The sequence below is a fragment of the Nodosilinea sp. FACHB-131 genome, assembly GCF_014695395.1.
Lineage (GTDB): Bacteria > Cyanobacteriota > Cyanobacteriia > Phormidesmidales > Phormidesmidaceae > Nodosilinea.
Map to the genome: position 1 here is coordinate 97,647 of NZ_JACJOF010000032.1, position 16,661 is coordinate 114,307.

11 protein-coding genes are annotated in these 16,661 nt (G+C 57.1%); 9 read left to right on the plus strand and 2 right to left on the minus strand.

What is annotated here, in order from left to right:
* Positions 1-20: 20 nt before the first annotated feature.
* Positions 21-1,568, minus strand: a complete 1,548-nt coding sequence (locus H6F75_RS21945) for a GGDEF domain-containing protein (protein WP_190754570.1) — start codon at positions 1,566-1,568, stop codon at positions 21-23.
* 262 nt (positions 1,569-1,830) lie between these two features.
* Here H6F75_RS21945 and H6F75_RS21950 point away from each other — a divergent pair, with 262 nt between their 5' ends.
* Together H6F75_RS21950 and H6F75_RS21955 are read left to right on the plus strand one after the other, a co-directional pair.
* The gene (locus H6F75_RS21950) at positions 1,831-3,006 is read left to right on the plus strand and encodes an LL-diaminopimelate aminotransferase (protein ID WP_190754571.1); all 1,176 of its coding nucleotides are present in this window, start codon (positions 1,831-1,833) and stop codon (positions 3,004-3,006) included.
* A gap of 405 nt (positions 3,007-3,411) precedes the next feature.
* A complete protein-coding gene (locus tag H6F75_RS21955; protein WP_190754572.1) occupies positions 3,412-3,822 on the plus strand; it encodes a response regulator in 411 nt (136 codons plus the stop codon).
* 132 nt (positions 3,823-3,954) lie between these two features.
* On the opposite strand, the gene H6F75_RS21960 is transcribed toward H6F75_RS21955, so the two are convergent.
* Positions 3,955-4,155 carry a hypothetical protein gene (locus H6F75_RS21960; RefSeq protein WP_190754573.1) on the minus strand — a complete coding sequence of 67 codons (201 nt, stop codon included), beginning with the start codon at positions 4,153-4,155 and terminating at the stop codon, positions 3,955-3,957.
* Positions 4,156-4,466: 311 nt separating this feature from the next.
* Here H6F75_RS21960 and uvrC point away from each other — a divergent pair, with 311 nt between their 5' ends.
* The 7 genes from uvrC (at position 4,467) to clpB (ending at position 16,346) form a co-directional block, all read left to right on the plus strand.
* Positions 4,467-6,365 carry an excinuclease ABC subunit UvrC gene (gene uvrC / locus H6F75_RS21965; RefSeq protein ID WP_190754574.1) on the plus strand — a complete coding sequence of 633 codons (1,899 nt, stop codon included), beginning with the start codon at positions 4,467-4,469 and terminating at the stop codon, positions 6,363-6,365.
* A 396-nt stretch (positions 6,366-6,761) separates the two neighbouring features.
* Complete coding sequence (locus tag H6F75_RS21970) at positions 6,762-7,241, plus strand: ABA4-like family protein (protein WP_190754575.1); 480 nt, start codon at positions 6,762-6,764, stop codon at positions 7,239-7,241.
* A gap of 117 nt (positions 7,242-7,358) precedes the next feature.
* Entirely contained in the window at positions 7,359-9,026 is a 1,668-nt protein-coding gene (locus tag H6F75_RS21975) for an ABC transporter substrate-binding protein (RefSeq protein ID WP_190754576.1), read from the plus strand.
* A 115-nt stretch (positions 9,027-9,141) separates the two neighbouring features.
* Complete coding sequence (locus H6F75_RS21980) at positions 9,142-10,170, plus strand: ABC transporter permease (RefSeq protein ID WP_190754577.1); 1,029 nt, start codon at positions 9,142-9,144, stop codon at positions 10,168-10,170.
* A gap of 847 nt (positions 10,171-11,017) precedes the next feature.
* Positions 11,018-11,842 carry an alpha/beta hydrolase gene (locus H6F75_RS21985; RefSeq protein ID WP_190754578.1) on the plus strand — a complete coding sequence of 275 codons (825 nt, stop codon included), beginning with the start codon at positions 11,018-11,020 and terminating at the stop codon, positions 11,840-11,842.
* A complete protein-coding gene (locus H6F75_RS21990) occupies positions 11,835-13,466 on the plus strand; it encodes a diguanylate cyclase (RefSeq protein ID WP_190754579.1) in 1,632 nt (543 codons plus the stop codon). The genes H6F75_RS21985 and H6F75_RS21990 overlap by 8 nt, the downstream gene beginning before the upstream one ends.
* Positions 13,467-13,661: 195 nt before the next feature.
* Positions 13,662-16,346, plus strand: a complete 2,685-nt coding sequence (gene clpB, locus H6F75_RS21995) for an ATP-dependent chaperone ClpB (RefSeq protein WP_190754580.1) — start codon at positions 13,662-13,664, stop codon at positions 16,344-16,346.
* Positions 16,347-16,661: the final 315 nt, after the last annotated feature.

Here is a 16,661-nt window from a genome sequence, read left to right on the forward strand (position 1 = left end):
TTCAAACCAGAGCCAGGGGTTCAAGAGCACTCAGCGCCAGAGAGCATGTGGTCGACGCTGATGGCGCGATCGCGCCCGTGGTTTTTGGCCCAATACAGTGCCTTATCAGCCAGGGTAACTAGAGTGTGCGGGGTTTCACCGTGGTGAGGAAAACTCGCTACACCCAGGGAAATCGTGATCGGTGGTAGCGCCTGGCCATTAAAGGAATTAGTGACATACTTCACAGCCCGACGGATTTTGTCGGCTCGTTTTAGAGCGACTTCAGGGGTAGTGTCGAGCAGCACCATACAAAATTCTTCACCACCATAGCGACAGACAATATCCTGAGCGCGCACGTGGCCCCGCAGCAGCATGCCGATATTTTTGAGCACGGCATCGCCTGCCTGGTGGCCGTAGGTATCGTTGATGGCTTTGAAGTGGTCGATGTCGATCAGAATGATGCTGATATTCTGCTGTTTGCCGGCCTGGCACAGGCTGTTGAGCACGGTTTCGGCATGGCGACGGTTGAGCAAACCCGTCAGCGGATCCTTGAGCGCTTGATCTTGTAAATCTTCGAGTAGAAGCAGCCGCTGCATCACAAACAAAATTTGCTCCGACAGCTTTTTTAGCAGCGTCGTTTGCACCAAGGTAAAGGGTGCTGCCTCTGCCTGCACCAGCTGCACAATACAGGTGGTGTCATTTACCATACCGAGCACAATGCATTTGGTGACCTGTTGAGGGCAGTGGGTCACCTGGCACTGGTGGCACTCTTGACCAACTCTAGGCAGCGGAGCCGATAGCTGGCTTTGAGAATAGCAGCACTGTTGTTCTACCGCTGTTAAGGGCTTAGGATCGCCCCACTCAGTGAGCACTGTAAAGCTTTCAGGGGGATTCGAAAACAGCACCAGCCGCCCCGACTGATGTGGGAAGAAATAGGGTAAGTAGGTGCCCAACAGCTGACCCAACTGTTTGTAGGACAGGCACGACTGGAGCTGAGCCACCAGATCTGCCAAGCGAGGATGGCCGTGCTGGACGCGATCGTAGACAGCGCCACTGGGGTTTAGCGCCACCACTCGCGATAGAAAATCGACGCCGTCAGAGGGCTCACTCGCTTTCAGTTTGGGCGTCGCCAGCGAAGGTGATGGGGTAGCGGGTTGGGCTAGAGCCAGGCACAAAAGCATCTGCTGGGTGAGGTACTGGAGGGTTTTAACCTGCACCTCACTCAGCCGATCTACGGTCAGCCCAGGCACATAAATCGTAAAGTGATACCGGTCGTCGGTGCTGTGTAGACGCCCTACCAGCACTGGTATCGGGTTGGCTTCGGAATGTAGACCGGATTGGCTGTGGGTACTCAGGGAAAGCTGATCGCATTCGAGAAATGTTGGTTCCATCGGCTGGCTCGACAGCACCTCTCGCAGAGTGGCAGCGGGCAGTTGACCGTAGTTCATCACCCCGCCGTGGCGCCAGTCGTCGCCTACTTGGACTGTTAGTGCTAGCTGAGGGGCAGACAGGGTCAGTGAGGTGAGCCGCAAAAAGTTGCACAGGGCTGGGTAGGCATCTCCTAAAGACGTAGGTTGAACTTGGTTCATGGTAGAGAGACCACCAGGATAAAAGATTATAAAAAGGCTGTAGAGGACCTGATCTCCGATGACTGTATTATGCAGATCGATTTGAGCTGCCGCCCTCGGCGAAATGGGAGGTGACATTTGACTAGGACTGATCCAGGAATCCCTTCAGTAATTCCTAAAGACCGGGGCTAAAACAAAGGTTTTATAATGAGTATTCCCCAATCAATTTGTTCCGATTAACTCTGTCTCACCAGCGACAGACTGACCTAACTTCCCCAGCACTATGCAAATTGCCCAGCGGATGGGGCCTTTACAGGCCAACGTGTTTGCCGATATGGATCGGGCTAAGGCAGCGGCTCGAGCGACGGGCCAATCGATTGTCGATCTGTCGTTGGGGTCGTCAGATTTAGCAACGCCGCCTCACGTGTTAGAGGCGATCGCCGCTGCCCTCAGCGATCCCAGCACCCACGGCTACTGCTTGTTTTCGGGGACCCAAGCGTTTCGTGAAGCCGCCGCGCGCTGGTATACCGATAAGTTTGATGTCGTTGTCGATCCTGAAACCGAGGTGCTGCTGCTGATCGGCTCTCAGGAGGGTACCGCCCACCTACCTCTGGCGGTGCTCAATCCCGGCGACTTTGCTCTGCTGATGGATCCCGGCTACCCCTCCCACGCCGGGGGCGTGTACCTGGCCAACGGACAGATTTATCCCATGCCCCTGCATGCGGAGGATGGGTTCTTACCCCGCTTTGCCGACATTCCTCTGGCGGTGCTGGAGCAGTCGCGGCTGATGGTGCTGAGCTATCCCCACAACCCCACCACTGCCACCGCCTCGCTTGAGTTTTGGCAAGAGGCAGTGGCCTTTTGCCAGCAGCACAACCTAGTGCTGGCCCACGACTTTCCCTACGCTGACTTGACCTTTACTGGGAAGCCAGCAGTATCGGCTCTCCAGGCTGACCCCGACAAGACCTGCACCATCGAGTTCTTCACCATGTCGAAGTCTTACAACATGGGCGGCTTTCGGGTGGGGTACGCGATCGGCAACGCAGCGATCATTACCGCTCTGCGCCAGATCAAGGCCAACGTAGATTTCAATCAGTATCCCGGCATTCAGCGGGGGGCGATCGCCGCCCTCACCGGCCCCCAAGACACCGTGCACAATATGGTTGCCACCTTTCGCCAGCGGCGCGACACGGCGGTGGCGGCGTTAAATCGCATTGGCTGGGCGGTGCCCAAGCCCGCAGCCACGATGTATCTCTGGGCCAAGCTGCCCGACCCCCGGGGTGAGCGCTCTAAAGAGTTTTGCCTGCGACTGGTCGAGCAGACCGGAGTGGCCCTGGCTCCTGGCATAGGCTTTGGCAAGGCGGGCGAGGGCTATGTGCGCATTGCCCTCGTGCATTCGCCAGATGTGCTAGAAGCGGCGATCGATCGCATCGCTGAGTTTTTGCCAGGCGCCCCCTAAGCATTTGATCCGGTGAGGTGGGTAGTCTCATCTCGGCACGAGGTTAAATCCTCTTTGTTCCGTCGACCAGTTAGGACAAACACACTACGGCCCAACTGGGGCTGCGCCAATACCTCCAACGAGTTGCATTGATACCTCGCCCGAAGCGGCGATGTTTGAATTCACATTTGATACAAAACTGGGGTAACGCTGTAAATAAACCTACAGAAGTCGCTACAGCAACTGAGCCACCAGTAAAGCACCCATTAAGATGGGAGTAACCGAGTTAAGGATTGCATTAACTTGCCCGGCTTTGTTCTCATGCCGGGCTACGCCATTCATTAGTATCCAGGGTGCAACTCATTGGGTTATCAGAACGACTCACGGTTCTGGTGGTGCCAGTTCTCAGAGTAGGATCTAAGGGTAATGGTGACATCTCCATTCAGCACTGCTGATGGTCAGCTTCGTGTCGTTGTGGTAGAAGACGACCGGGGCAACCGTCTGTTTTTTGCAGACTACCTGACCTATTCTGGGTTTCGGGTGCTGGCGCTGCCCCACGGGCTAGACCTACAGCAGCATTTAAAGGAGTTTCAACCCCATCTGCTGCTGCTCGATCTAGGGCTGCCCGAAATTGATGGCTACACCCTGCTCCAACAGCTGCGATCGTCTACTCTATGGCAACATTTGCCCGTCATCGTTGTGTCGGGCTATGCCTTCGCCGAAGACCAGCAGCGCGCCCTGGCATTGGGGGCACAGCAGTACTTGGTCAAGCCCATTGCCCTTCAGCAACTCACCCAGGCGATTCACACAGTTTTGCGATCGCCCCAGTCAGAGTGAGCAACCGAATTGAAGCCGAGCTTAGTGACCTAATAGTTGAAAGGCTCGCGGGTTGGAACGTTAGTTTTTCAACGTTTCGACCCGCCAACGCTCTCCTAGCACCTTCAACTCTTTCTTAAACGCGAACCGACGCTACGACAGGCTGCCGCCCCCCGACCCCGACTGTTGCTCGGCCAGATAGCGCTCTACATCTCGGCTTAACAGCTGAACGGCGACGCCAATATCGGTGATGGTGTGCTCAAGCTGGGACGAGGTCGCCATGGCGGACTGGAGCTGATTGAGAATATCTTTAATTTGCTCGCGATAGCGAGTTTCAAATTCTTGGGGAGTCATGTAGGCAAGATATAGTGACGGGAACGATCAGGAACAAGATGTAATACTAACTACATCAAGGGTGAGAGGTTTCCAGAAAGAATCGCTTACAAAATCAATCTTTACAGTTCTGGTCGGGATCGCAAGTGTCCGTGAAGCAGGTATATAAACAACCTGCTCGAATACGCACATATACTGAGGCCGACAACGGGCCGACATGTCATCCAAACATATCACTCCTTCTTGTGGCGGAAAACCGTCTGCCCAGGAGAATTTTGCGGCATGAAATTGCCGCTATCCTGGTTAGTACAGAGGTTTAGCCCCTAGCGCCTGTGACTTCGGTTCAACCCATTACTCTGGTTAACGACCCCGAGCGCCTCGAGGCCCGGCTCAAAGAGATCCCTAAGGAGCCGGGGGTCTACTTTATGAAGGACGGCCGCGACCAGACGCTCTACATCGGCAAGTCGAAGTGTCTGCGCACCCGGGTGCGATCGTACTTTCGCGACTTTCATGGCCACATGCCGCGCATTACCGTGATGGTGATGCAGATTGTCGATATCGAATTTATCGTTACCGACACCGAGGCTGAGGCCCTGGCGCTAGAAGCCAACCTGATCAAGCAGAACCAGCCCCACTTCAACGTGCTGCTGAAGGATGACAAGAAGTATCCCTACCTCTGCGTCACCTGGTCAGAGGACTATCCCCGTATTTTTATTACCCGCAAGCGGCGCAAGAGCCTGAAGGATCGCTACTACGGCCCCTATGTCGATGTCGGTCTGCTGCGCAGCACTCTGCACTTGGTCAAGCGCATCTTTCCGCTGCGGCAGCGGCCCCAGCCAGTGCACCGCGATCGCCCCTGCCTCAACTACGACATTGGCCGCTGCCCCGGCGTCTGCCAGCAGCTCATCTCACCAGAGGATTACCACAAGACTCTTCAGCGCGTCGTCATGGTCTTTCAAGGCCGCACTACCGAGTTGGTGGATATTCTCACCGCCCAAATGGAGAAGGCGGCGGAAGACCTCAAGTTTGAGCTGGCAGCCCGGCTGCGGGATCAAATTCGGGGACTAGAGCGGCTCTGTGCCGATCAAAAGGTGGCCCTGCCCGACGATACGGTGTCGAGGGATGCGATCGCCCTAGCTGCCGATGACAAACACGCCTGCGTGCAGATCTTTCAGGTGCGGGCTGGTCGCCTAGTGGGCCGCCTGGGCTTCACTGCCGATGCTGAGTCGGGCACACCGGGCGAAATTCTCCAGCGAGTGCTAGAGGATCACTACCAGACTGTAGAAGCGGTCGAAATTCCGGCGCTGATTCTCGCTCAGCACGAGCTGCCCGAGGGCGACATGCTGACCCAATACCTCACCCAGCGGCGGGGCCGCAAAGTTTCCGTCGAAGTGCCCCAGCGCCAAACTAAAGCTGAGCTGATCGACATGGTCGAGCGCAATGCTCAGTACGAGCTAGCTCGAACCCAGGCCGCCGCCGATCGCAACATTCAGGCCTTGCAAGATCTGGCGATCGCCCTCGACCTGCCCGACCTGCCCAAGCGCATCGAAGGCTATGACATCTCCCACATCCAGGGGTCCGACGCCGTTGCTTCCCAGGTGGTGTTTGTCGATGGCATGCCCGCCAAGCAGCACTACCGCCACTACAAAATCAAGAATCCCGAGGTCAAACCGGGCCACTCCGACGACTTCGCCAGCATGGCCGAGGTAATTCGCCGCCGCTTTCGCCGTTACGCCACCGACCCCACCAAACCGCGCTTGGGCAACCCAGACTGGCCCGACCTAGTGATGATCGACGGCGGCAAGGGCCAGCTCTCCGCCGTGGTCGAAGTGCTGCGGGAACTCAACCTAATGCAAGACATTAACGTCGTCAGCCTGGCCAAAAAGCGCGAGGAGATTTTCCTGCCCGGCGAATCCATTCCGCTGCCTACCGAAGCCGAGCAGCCCGGTGTGCAGCTGTTGCGCCGCCTGCGCGACGAGGCCCACCGCTTTGCCATCAGCTTTCACCGCAAGAAAAGGACGGATCGGATGCGGCGATCGCGCCTCTCCGAGATTCCCGGTCTGGGCCAGCACCGCCAAAAAGAGCTGCTCGCTGCCTTCCGCTCCATCGACTACATCCGCGAAGCCAGTCCCCAACAGCTCGCCACCGTCCCTGGCATTGGCCCCCAGCTGGCCCAGCAGATCTATGAGTACTTTCATCCCCAGGCCGAGGAGATCGAGGAGATGGTGTAGGGGAGTGGGTGAGGAGATAAGGAGATGGGGAAGGTGAGGGAGATGAGGAAGAAAGAGTGAGGCTGAGGGTTGTAACTACAAGGTCTAAGGTTGCCCGCAGGCCCATTTGCAAAACAGAGGTTTAAACCAATAATCAACCGCTCCTTTCCGTTGGGTTCAGGGCGGCGGCACGGCCCTGGTCGAGCGGGGTCTGGGGACAATCGAAATGTCCCCAGCGGTCAATCTGGCTTTGTCCTAGGTCTACCGTCCGCCCAAGCGTGGGGGGCAGTGCCCACCTTACCAATAGCTGGGTTCCCTAGGGACTCATAGCTCAGGTGGATGGTGCATTGCTGCGCGAATGCACCCTACGGGAACTGCTTACACTAGAAGGCAGTTCTTTTAAGCCATATCTCCACTATGACCGTTGATGCCAACCTGCTAGAGCTACTGTTTAGCGGTGCCAACCTCTTCGTGCTGCCCTTTTGGACTTTGATGATACTAGTGCCCAACACCAAACTCACCCGCACCGTCATGGGTTCCCTGCTCCCCTTTGCTGCCCTAGCGGGGTTGTACCTGTTCCTCTTTGTTACCAGCTTTACCAACGTCGAAGGTATCGAAGCCCTCTCCGACCCCAACCTCAGCCTGAGCGGCTTAGCAGCTGTCTTTGCCCAGCCCCACGTCACCGCCACCGGCTGGGTACACTTTCTCGCCTTCGACCTATTTGTTGGTCGCTGGATCTACTGGCAAGGCCAGGAAAGCGGCGTCTTCACCCGCCATTCCCTCGCCTTGTGTTTCTTTGCTGGCCCCCTGGGGCTGCTGTCGCACCTAGTCACAGACGCATTGTGGCAACGGTTTGCAACTGGCAAGGTCAGTGAGGCCGTAGGGACTGAGGGGTAAGGAGCAAAGAGGGCAACCTCCCCATCCACCCCCTACCCATCCACTTCCCCACTCCCCCTAGTCCCCAAAGGGTGATACAACTATCCCAGTGTTGGCCAGTTAGTTGAATAAAACCTGATGAGTTCTTTGGTGTCGTGGATGGGTAAAGGCAAGGGAATTTGGGCACGGCAGCCTTGGCGCCGGATAGTGCAGTTTGTGGGGCTGTTTGGACTAGTATTTGCGATCGCCCTGGGCTGTGCCGGCAACGACCAACCCGCTGCCGATGCCCCTGCTGACAGTGGTGATGGCCGCATTACCATTGGCACCACCCTCACCGCCCGCACCCTCGACCCCGCCGACGCCTACGAGACCTTCCCCGGCATTTTGCTCTACAACCTGGGCGATCGCCTTTACACCTATGAGCCCGGCACCACCGACCTGGTACCCCAGCTCGCCACCGAGCTACCCACTGTCAGCGATGACGGCCTAACCTACACGATCCCCCTGCGGGACGACGTCACCCTCCACGACGGCACCCCCTTCAATGCCGAGGTGATGGCCTTTTCCATCCAGCGGTTTATGGAAAACGGTGGCCGTCCCGCCTATCTGCTGTCTGACAAAATTGCTACCGTCGAGGCCACCGGTGACTCCGAACTCACCCTGACCCTCAAAACGCCCTTTGCGGCGCTTCCGGCCTTGCTGAGCTTTTCGGGCGTCACTCCGATCTCACCCGAAAGCTACGAGATTGGCACCGGCAGCTTCAAGCCCGACAGCTTTGTGGGCACCGGTCCCTACAAGCTGTCGGGCTTCACCAGCGACTCGATTAAACTCGACGTCAACCCCGACTACTGGGGCGATGCTCCCGCCAACCAGGGCATCGATATTCAAATTTTTACCAGCCCCGCCAACCTCTATAACACCTTCAAAACTGGCGGCCTCGATATCGCCTACCAAACCCTCGACCCCGAGCAGGTGGCGGCCCTAGAGCGGGAAGAAAGCTCCGGCGGCTGGCAGGTGATCGAGGCAGGCACCAACGTGATTAACTACATGGCGCTCAACCAAAAGATTGCGCCGCTAGACGATGTCAAGGTACGGCAGGCGATCGCCGCCATGATCGATCGCCCTTTGCTCAACGAGCGCGTCTTTCAAGGTCAGGCCGAGCCGCTTTACAGCCTGATTCCCGCCAGCTTTGAAATTGCTAAGCCGGTGTTTAAGGACGCCTACGGCGACGGCGACTTTGACAAAGCCAAAACCCTGCTCGCCGAAGCTGGTTTCTCAGAGGCTAATCCGCTAACTTTAGAAATCTGGTATCCCTCGGCTTCTACTACCCGCAGCATTGTCGCCAACACCCTCAAAGAATCGATCGAGGCGGGCTTGCCGGGGCTGGTGACGGTAAGCGTGCAAAATACCGAAGGGGCCACCCTCTGGGAAAACGTGGGCAAAGGCATTTACCCCATCGTTTTGTCCAACTGGTACCCCGACTACTACGACCCCGACACCTTTATTCAACCCTTTATGAGCTGTGAGAAAGGCAGCAACAATCTCTGTGAAGAGGGGCCTTCTCAAGCTAACGGCTCGTTTTACTACAGCCCCGAAGCCAATCAGCTCGTGGCCAAACAGCAGGCCGAGCAAGACCCCGCCGCCCGCCAGCAGGCGATCGCCGACCTCCAGCAGATGATGGTCAATGATGTGCCTTACGTGCCCCTGTGGCAAAACAAAGACTACGTCTTTGCCCAAGACGGCATAGAAGGCGTGGCCGTGGAGCCAACCCAGCAGTTTTTGCTATGGAAAATTTCGAGAGGATGAGCTGGTGAAGACCGTGAGTTCTAAATTTTGAGTTCTGAGTTTTGAATTCAAGCCTCAGTTAAAACTCAAAACTAAACCTTCAAAACTTTCTCTTTCCCATCTCCTCCTACTCCCCATGGCCTCTCGCTCTGCCGCCCTGCGCTACTACATCTTCACTCGGCTGCTGCTGGCCCCGCTGATGATTTTGACCATCACTACGGTGGTGTTTTTGCTGCTGCGGGCGACACCGGGCGATCCGGTAGATGCGCTGCTGGGAGCACGGGCTCCGGCGGCGGCGAAGGATGCGCTCAGGTCACAGCTCGGCCTGGACCAGCCCCTGTTCATTCAGTACCTGAGCTACCTGGGGGATCTGCTGCGACTGGATTTGGGATCGTCGCTAGCAACCCAGGGACAAACGGTGTGGCAAATTATTCGGGCCCACTTTCCGGCGACGGTAGAGCTGACGGTGTGCGGCATGATTGTCGCCACGGTAGTGGGCGTCGGCGTCGGTGCCCTGGCGGCCTCGCGACCCAACTCGCCACTGGATGCGGGAGGGCGGCTGTTTGGCATTATTACCTACGCCATTCCCATGTACTGGTTTGGCATGATTTTGCAGCTCATTTTTGCGGTGCAGCTGCGCTGGTTCCCTATTGGCACTCGCTACCCGCTACGGGCCGCGCCCCCAACTGGGCCAACCGGGTTGTATCTGCTAGATAGCCTGCTGTCGTTGGATTTGGAAGCCTTCTTTACCACCTTGTATTACCTGGCTCTGCCCAGTCTTACCCTAGGGATTTTAATCAGCGGGGTATTTGAGCGCATGGTGCGGGTCAACCTGAAGCAGACCTTAACAGCAGACTATGTGGAGGCGGCTAGAGCGCGAGGCATTCCAGAGCGGCGCATTGTGCTGGTGCACGCGCTAAAGAATGCCATGATTCCGGTGATTACAATTTTGGGGCTGACCTTTGCCTCAATGCTGGGAGGCGCAGTGCTTACGGAGGTGACGTTTTCGTGGCCAGGGCTGGCCAATCGCCTCTATGAAGCGATTTCTCAACGCGACTACCCAGTGGTGCAGGGGCTGATGGTATTTTTTGCCATGATCGTAGCGGTAATCAGCATCGCGATCGATATTTTGAATGCCTATATTGATCCTCGTATTCGCTACTAAATGAATGGAATAGGCTGAGTTAGCCCATTCAGGCAAATCCTTTTTTTTGGAGTTGAGCAAGTCTTAACGTGGCTATAGCGGTTGGGCTTTGGCTGGTTAGCTAGCCTGAGTTCGGGATAAGCCCGGCATTGCAACCGCTGCGTGCCTTCGCTTGGCTGGCGTTGTGGCCCACCCTGCGGGAAGCAAGCTACACCTAAATCCCTCTCCCTGAGGGAGAGGGACTTTGAGCGCTTCTGGCTCCCCTCTCCTCGTGGGAGAGGGGCTTGGGGAGAGGGCTGCCGAGAAACATCGCTAACTATGCCTAACCCGAACTGAGGTTAGCTAGGAGCCTGATGACTGCGATCGCAACCTAGCAAAAGAAAAAGTGTTAAGAACGACAAAGGGCTTGGCTTTGACCCTTGGAAGTGTGGAGGGCTTAACGATATGAACTGCACCTTCCCAATCGTCCTAGCCAGTCCTCTAGCTGTTCTACCATTCGGCTAATCCAACATTTAGCTGTAGACAGTAAAATCTGGGCTGTTCCACTTCAAAATGCCGTGATTCAAGCCTAGCGGGTATTTTTTCCATCTTTCGCTCTTGAGTTTCCGTTCTTTTGCTATAACCCTCTATTTTGGGCGTTTTACCCCATTGGGTAACCCGAGGTGTAGCCTAGGAATAGTGGGGTAAGACAGTGAGGAGAGGACGTGTTTTTTAATACCCTTGGCCGCAAGATTGATAACTAATTGTTGAGACAATCAACGATAGTTAACGTCTTCTGAAGACAAGTTTAGAGATTGATGCGTCTTCTTTTGCGCTTTGGCAATTGGGCACGCTAAACCGATACGGGGGTTCAGCGCAAAGGTAGATCATGTCAGTGGATGTTTTAAGCCGAAACAACGTCAAGGTCATGGGCCAAGGGCAGCGACCTTTGGTGATGGCCCATGGCTTTGGCTGCGATCAAAAGATGTGGCGGTTTGTCGCCCCTGCCTTTGCCGCCGACTATCGACTGGTTTTGTTTGACTATGTAGGGTTTGGTGAGTCAGACTTGGCCGCCTACGAGCCGCAACGATACAGCCACCTTCAGGGCTATGCCCAAGATATTTTAGACATCTGTGCGGCGTTGAACCTGGAGCAGGCGATCTTTGTGGGCCACTCGGTGAGCAGCATGATTGGCCTGTTGGCGGCGATCGCGGCCCCCGAGCGTTTTGAGCGGCTAGTGATGATTGGCCCATCGCCCTGCTATATCAACGACGAATCCTATGTCGGCGGTTTTGACCGGCAGGATATTGATCAGCTGCTCGACATCATGGAGAAAAACTACATTGGCTGGGCGCACCTCTTGGCTCCGGTGGTGATGCAGAACTCCGATCGCCCCCAGCTCACCCAGGAGCTAGAGGAGAGCTTTTGCTCCACCGACCCCGCCATTGCCACACGGTTTGCTAAAGCTACTTTCTATAGCGACAACCGCGACGATTTGGCCAAGGTGCCGGTGCCCTCCCTAATTTTGCAGTGCAAAGACGATGCGATCGCCCCGGCTGAAGTGGGGCAGTACCTGCATCAGCATTTACCCCACAGCACTCTGGCCCTGATGGCGGCGACGGGTCACTGCCCCCACATGAGCCATCCAGACGAAACCATTCAGCTAATCAAAACTTATTTAGAGGCGGCCAGTCTGAGTCCAACCTATGGTTAACCGAAGTTCTACCCCAAGATCTGCGCCCCAGGGCGTAGACCCCCTGCTCGACCAGGCTCCTTGCGGGTTTTTGTCGGTACGCGACGACGGCGTGATTGAGTACGCTAACGCCACGCTGCTGACCCTGCTGGGCTGGGAGCGAACGGCGTTGCAGGGTCAAAATATTGTGGCTATTTTGCCGGTGGCCAGCCGCATTTTTTATCAGACCCACGTGTTTCCTATGCTGCGAGTGCAGGGAGCGGTGACGGAAATTTACTTTTCGCTGCGATCGCGATCGGGGCAAGACATTCCCATTTTGGCCAATGGGGTGCGGCGGCAGCGCCAGGGAGACGCCATCAACGACTGTGTGGTGATTCCCATTCGCCAGCGCATGCAGTACGAAGACGAAATTTTGCGGGCCAAGAAGCAGGCCGAGGCGGCGATTGGCGCCCAAAAGCAGGCCGAGGCCACCCTTAAGCATCAGTACGAGCGGGCCATAGCGCTGGGGCAAATTACCCAACACATTCGAGAATCCCTTGACCTGACGCAGATTTTCGCCGTAGCAGCCCAGGAAATTCGCCAGTGCTTGGCCGCTGACCGGGTGGGTGTCTACCGCTTCACCCCCGCCGATGAGGCAGCGGGCGGTAATTTTGTGTCGGAGGCGGTAGCCCCGGGGGTTGACTCGGTTATGGTGACCCAGATGCCGCACCAGGGGTTCGGCGATCACTATCGGGGCATTCGCCACAACGCTGGCACCCTGGCCATTCGCGATATTCACGAAATGAGGCTGCTGGATGAGCACAGCCAGCTGTTCAGCCAGTTTCAGGTACAGGCCAGCCTGGTGGTGCCCCTGCAAAAGGGGCACCACCTGTGGGGGCTGATTGTCATCCATCACTGCTCAGGGCCGCGCTATTGGCAGGGGGTTGAGATCGAACTGGTAGAAGATATTGCGGCGCAGCTAGCGATCGCCATTCACCAAGCCGACCTGGTTCAACGGCTGCAAACTGAACTGCAAGAGCGCCAGCGGGCCGAGGTTCACATGACTCAGATCAACGCTGAACTGCGCCGCGCCACGGGGCTGCTGGATCAGCTGGCCCACATCGACCCGCTGACTCAAGTAGCCAACCGTCGCCGCTTTAGCGATCGCCTCGGGCAAGAGTGGGCTCGCCTCAGCCGCGATCGCCTGCCCCTCTCACTGCTGCTGTTTGATGTCGACTACTTCAAGTACTACAACGACACCTACGGCCATCAGGCGGGCGATGACTGCCTCTACGCCATTGCCCAGGCGGCCCAAAAGGTATTAGGTCGCCCCACCGATCTGCTGGCTCGCTACGGCGGCGAAGAGTTTGCCATCATTTTGCCCAACACGATTCAGAAAGGGGCGATCGCGGTAGCTCGCCACATCCATCAAGCGATCGCGGCTCTAGCCATCTCCCACCGTGCCTCAGCGGTGGGTTCCCAGATTACAATTAGTTTAGGCATCAGTACCCTTATCCCCTCCCAGAAATCAACCTCCACGGTGCTCACTCAGCAGGCAGATCAAGCCCTCTACCGAGCCAAGCAGCAGGGACGCAATCGCTCGGTGGTGTTTGATCCGACGATGTCTCACCCCGAGCCAAAGTCTGCCCTACCACCCCTGAGTTAGCCTTTAGGACGCCATGAGTTGCCCTGGAGGTTTATCGGACAGAGGGCCAGGAGTCGTGAAGACTGAACAGTTTGCGGCGGGCAATCACTCTATGCTGACCCCAGAGGACAGCACAGCCACCCCAAGCGCCAACTGATATACTGAACGTCCAACCGTTACAAAAAGCAAAGCGCAGCCTGCCCGCCCACGGAGATTATGCAGCCAACCGATCCGGATCAGTTCACCGCCAAAGCTTGGGACGCCATCGTTGAGGCCCAGGATGTGGCCCGCCGCTGCAAACATCAATATATGGAGGTCGAGCACGTGCTGATCGCGCTGCTCGACCAGGAAGAAGACGGGCTGGCCCACAAGATTCTCGACAAGGCAGGCCTCGACAGCGACCAAATTCTCGACGATCTAGAGAAATTTGCCCAGCGCCAGGCCCGCGTGCGCCCCGGTGTCGACAGCAACCTCTACCTGGGCCAGAGTCTCGATCGCATGCTCGATGGGGCCGAGGCGGCGCGTCAAACCCTCAAAGACAAATTCATCTCGGTCGAGCACCTGCTGCTGGGTTTTCAGGAAGACGAGCGAATTGGGCGGCGACTGCTGCGGGGCTTTAACGTTGAAGGTCCCGAGCTGATGGCGGCGGTGCAGGCGGTGCGCGGCAGCCAAAAAGTCACCGACCAAAACCCTGAGCAGCAGTACGACGCCCTAGAGAAATTTGGCATCGACCTCACCCAGCTCGCCCGCGACGGCAAGCTCGACCCCGTAATTGGCCGTGACGACGAAATCCGCCGCGTGATTCAGGTGCTGTCGCGGCGCACGAAAAACAATCCCGTGGTGATTGGCGAACCGGGGGTGGGCAAGACTGCGATCGCCGAAGCCTTAGCCCAGCGCATCATCAATGGCGAGGTGCCCGAATCGCTCAAGGGCCGCACGCTGATTTCCCTCGACATCGGCGGGCTAATTGCCGGGGCCAAGTTTCGCGGCGAGTTTGAAGAACGGCTGCGGCTGGTGCTCAAGGAAGTCACCGACTCCGCGGGGCAGGTGGTGCTATTTATTGATGAGCTGCACACGGTGGTTGGAGCCGGGGCAGGCCAGGGCACCATGGATGCCAGCAACCTGCTCAAGCCGATGCTGGCGCGGGGCGAGCTGCGCTGCATTGGGGCCACCACCCTCGACGAATACCGCAAGCACATTGAAAAAGATGCTGCCCTAGAGCGTCGCTTTCAGCAGGTGTACGTGGGCCAGCCCAGCGCCGAAGACACCATCTCCATTTTGCGGGGGCTGAAAAAACGCTACGAGTCATATCACGGCGTCGATATTGCCGACAGCGCCCTGGTGGCGGCGGCGGTGCTCTCGGACCGCTACATTGCCGATCGCTTTTTGCCCGACAAGGCCATCGACCTGGTTGACGAAGCCGCCGCCAAGCTCAAAATGGAAATCACCTCCAAGCCCGAGGAGCTGGAGGGCATCGAGCGCCGCCTCATGCAGATCGAGATGGAAAAGCTCTCTCTAGAGGCCGAAAACGGCTCCATGACCAAAGCCTCGCGCCAACGTCTCAGCCGCATTGAGCAAGAGATTGCCGAACTCCAGACCAAGCAGCAGTCCTTCAGCGGTCAGTGGCAGAGCGAAAAGCAGGCCCTCGACGCCATTCATACCCTCAAGGACGAAGAGGATCAGATTCGCCTGCAAATTGAGCAGGCCGAACGGGCCTATGACCTCAATAAGGCCGCCAAACTCAAGTACGACAGTCTAGAGAAGATTCAGCGCGATCGCGAAACCCTAGAGGCCCAGCTAGTCGAACTACAGGCCAAGGGCAATACCCTGCTGCGCGAACAGGTCACCGAAGCCGACATTGCCGAAATCGTCGCCAAGTGGACGGGCATCCCCGTCAATCGACTGATGGAGTCGGAGCGGCAAAAGCTGCTCCAGCTCGAAGGCCACCTGCACGAGCGGGTAATCGGCCAGGATGAAGCTGTTGAGGCCGTGGCCGCCGCCATTCGCCGCGCCCGCGCTGGCATGAACGACCAGGGTCGTCCCTTGGGTTCCTTCCTCTTTATGGGGCCGACTGGGGTAGGCAAAACCGAACTGGCCCGCGCCCTAGCCGAGTTTCTCTTCGACACCGAAGATGCGCTAATTCGCATCGACATGTCGGAGTACATGGAGAAAAACGCCGTATCGCGGCTGGTAGGAGCCCCCCCCGGCTATGTAGGTTACGAGGACGGCGGCCAGCTTTCCGAGGCGGTGCGTCGCCACCCCTACTCAGTGGTGCTGCTCGATGAAGTAGAGAAAGCGCACCCCGACGTGTTCAACATTCTCTTGCAGGTGCTCGACGACGGTCGCATCACCGACTCCCAGGGTCACCGAGTCGACTTTCGCAACACCGTGGTAATCATGACCAGCAACCTGGGCAGCGACCACATTCTCGAGCTGGCGGGCGACGACGATCGCTACGACGAAATGCGCGTCCAGGTGCTCAAGGCGCTGCAAAAGCAGTTTCGCCCTGAGTTCCTCAACCGGGTGGATGACCTCATCCTCTTCCACTCGCTGCGCAAGAGCGAGCTGCGCAAGATTGTGGCCCTGCAAATCCGTCGGGTGCAGCGCCGCTTGGCCGACCAGACCATTGGATTGGAAATTACCAAACCGGCGATCGACTTTATCGCCGAGAGCGGCTATGACCCAGTGTATGGTGCCCGTCCCCTAAAGCGTGCTATTCAGCGGCTGCTGGAGAACCCGATCGCCACCAAGATTCTAGAGACCACTTTTGCCCAGGGCGCGACCATCACCGTGAACTTGCAGGATGGGAAGCTGGCATTTGACCACCGGGAACCCGCCGCCCCTGAGCTGCTAGCAGCGGCAGAGGATGAAGCGGCCAAGGTGGAGTCGGTGGTGGGTTAGCCTCTCAATCTGCACCCTGATTGAAGCTGTTCACCCGTGTCTCTAAAGGAGAAAGCCACCGCAGGCTCACTACTGCTTACGCAGTGAACTTATGTCCTGCCCCAAAATTGTTAGTTTTACCCGCTAGCGGACAGCCAGCCAATCAAAGGTCTGTGATTCTGGTGCAGGTCGTACTCGGCTTTTTCGGCCGGAAATAGAAGTTATATCGAGTCCGTCTGGAGGAGCATAATTAGAGGAATTGCAATCAGAACTGTGCAATGCCTAAGCAAGTACAAGTTGTGGCCCATCTAGCAGTAGATGAGTTAGCGCGTCGCT

What these genes read in the sequence shown, in the direction of transcription:
- H6F75_RS21945 (WP_190754570.1), bottom strand. Translation starts at nt 1,568, where the DNA reads ATGAACCAAGTTCAACCTACGTCTTTAGGAGATGCCTACCCAGCCCTG.
- H6F75_RS21950 (WP_190754571.1), top strand. Translation starts at nt 1,831, where the DNA reads ATGCAAATTGCCCAGCGGATGGGGCCTTTACAGGCCAACGTGTTTGCC.
- H6F75_RS21955 (WP_190754572.1), top strand. Translation starts at nt 3,412, where the DNA reads ATGGTGACATCTCCATTCAGCACTGCTGATGGTCAGCTTCGTGTCGTT.
- H6F75_RS21960 (WP_190754573.1), bottom strand. Translation starts at nt 4,155, where the DNA reads ATGACTCCCCAAGAATTTGAAACTCGCTATCGCGAGCAAATTAAAGAT.
- H6F75_RS21970 (WP_190754575.1), top strand. Translation starts at nt 6,762, where the DNA reads ATGACCGTTGATGCCAACCTGCTAGAGCTACTGTTTAGCGGTGCCAAC.
- H6F75_RS21975 (WP_190754576.1), top strand. Translation starts at nt 7,359, where the DNA reads ATGAGTTCTTTGGTGTCGTGGATGGGTAAAGGCAAGGGAATTTGGGCA.
- H6F75_RS21980 (WP_190754577.1), top strand. Translation starts at nt 9,142, where the DNA reads ATGGCCTCTCGCTCTGCCGCCCTGCGCTACTACATCTTCACTCGGCTG.
- H6F75_RS21985 (WP_190754578.1), top strand. Translation starts at nt 11,018, where the DNA reads ATGTCAGTGGATGTTTTAAGCCGAAACAACGTCAAGGTCATGGGCCAA.
- H6F75_RS21990 (WP_190754579.1), top strand. Translation starts at nt 11,835, where the DNA reads ATGGTTAACCGAAGTTCTACCCCAAGATCTGCGCCCCAGGGCGTAGAC.
- clpB (WP_190754580.1), top strand. Translation starts at nt 13,662, where the DNA reads ATGCAGCCAACCGATCCGGATCAGTTCACCGCCAAAGCTTGGGACGCC.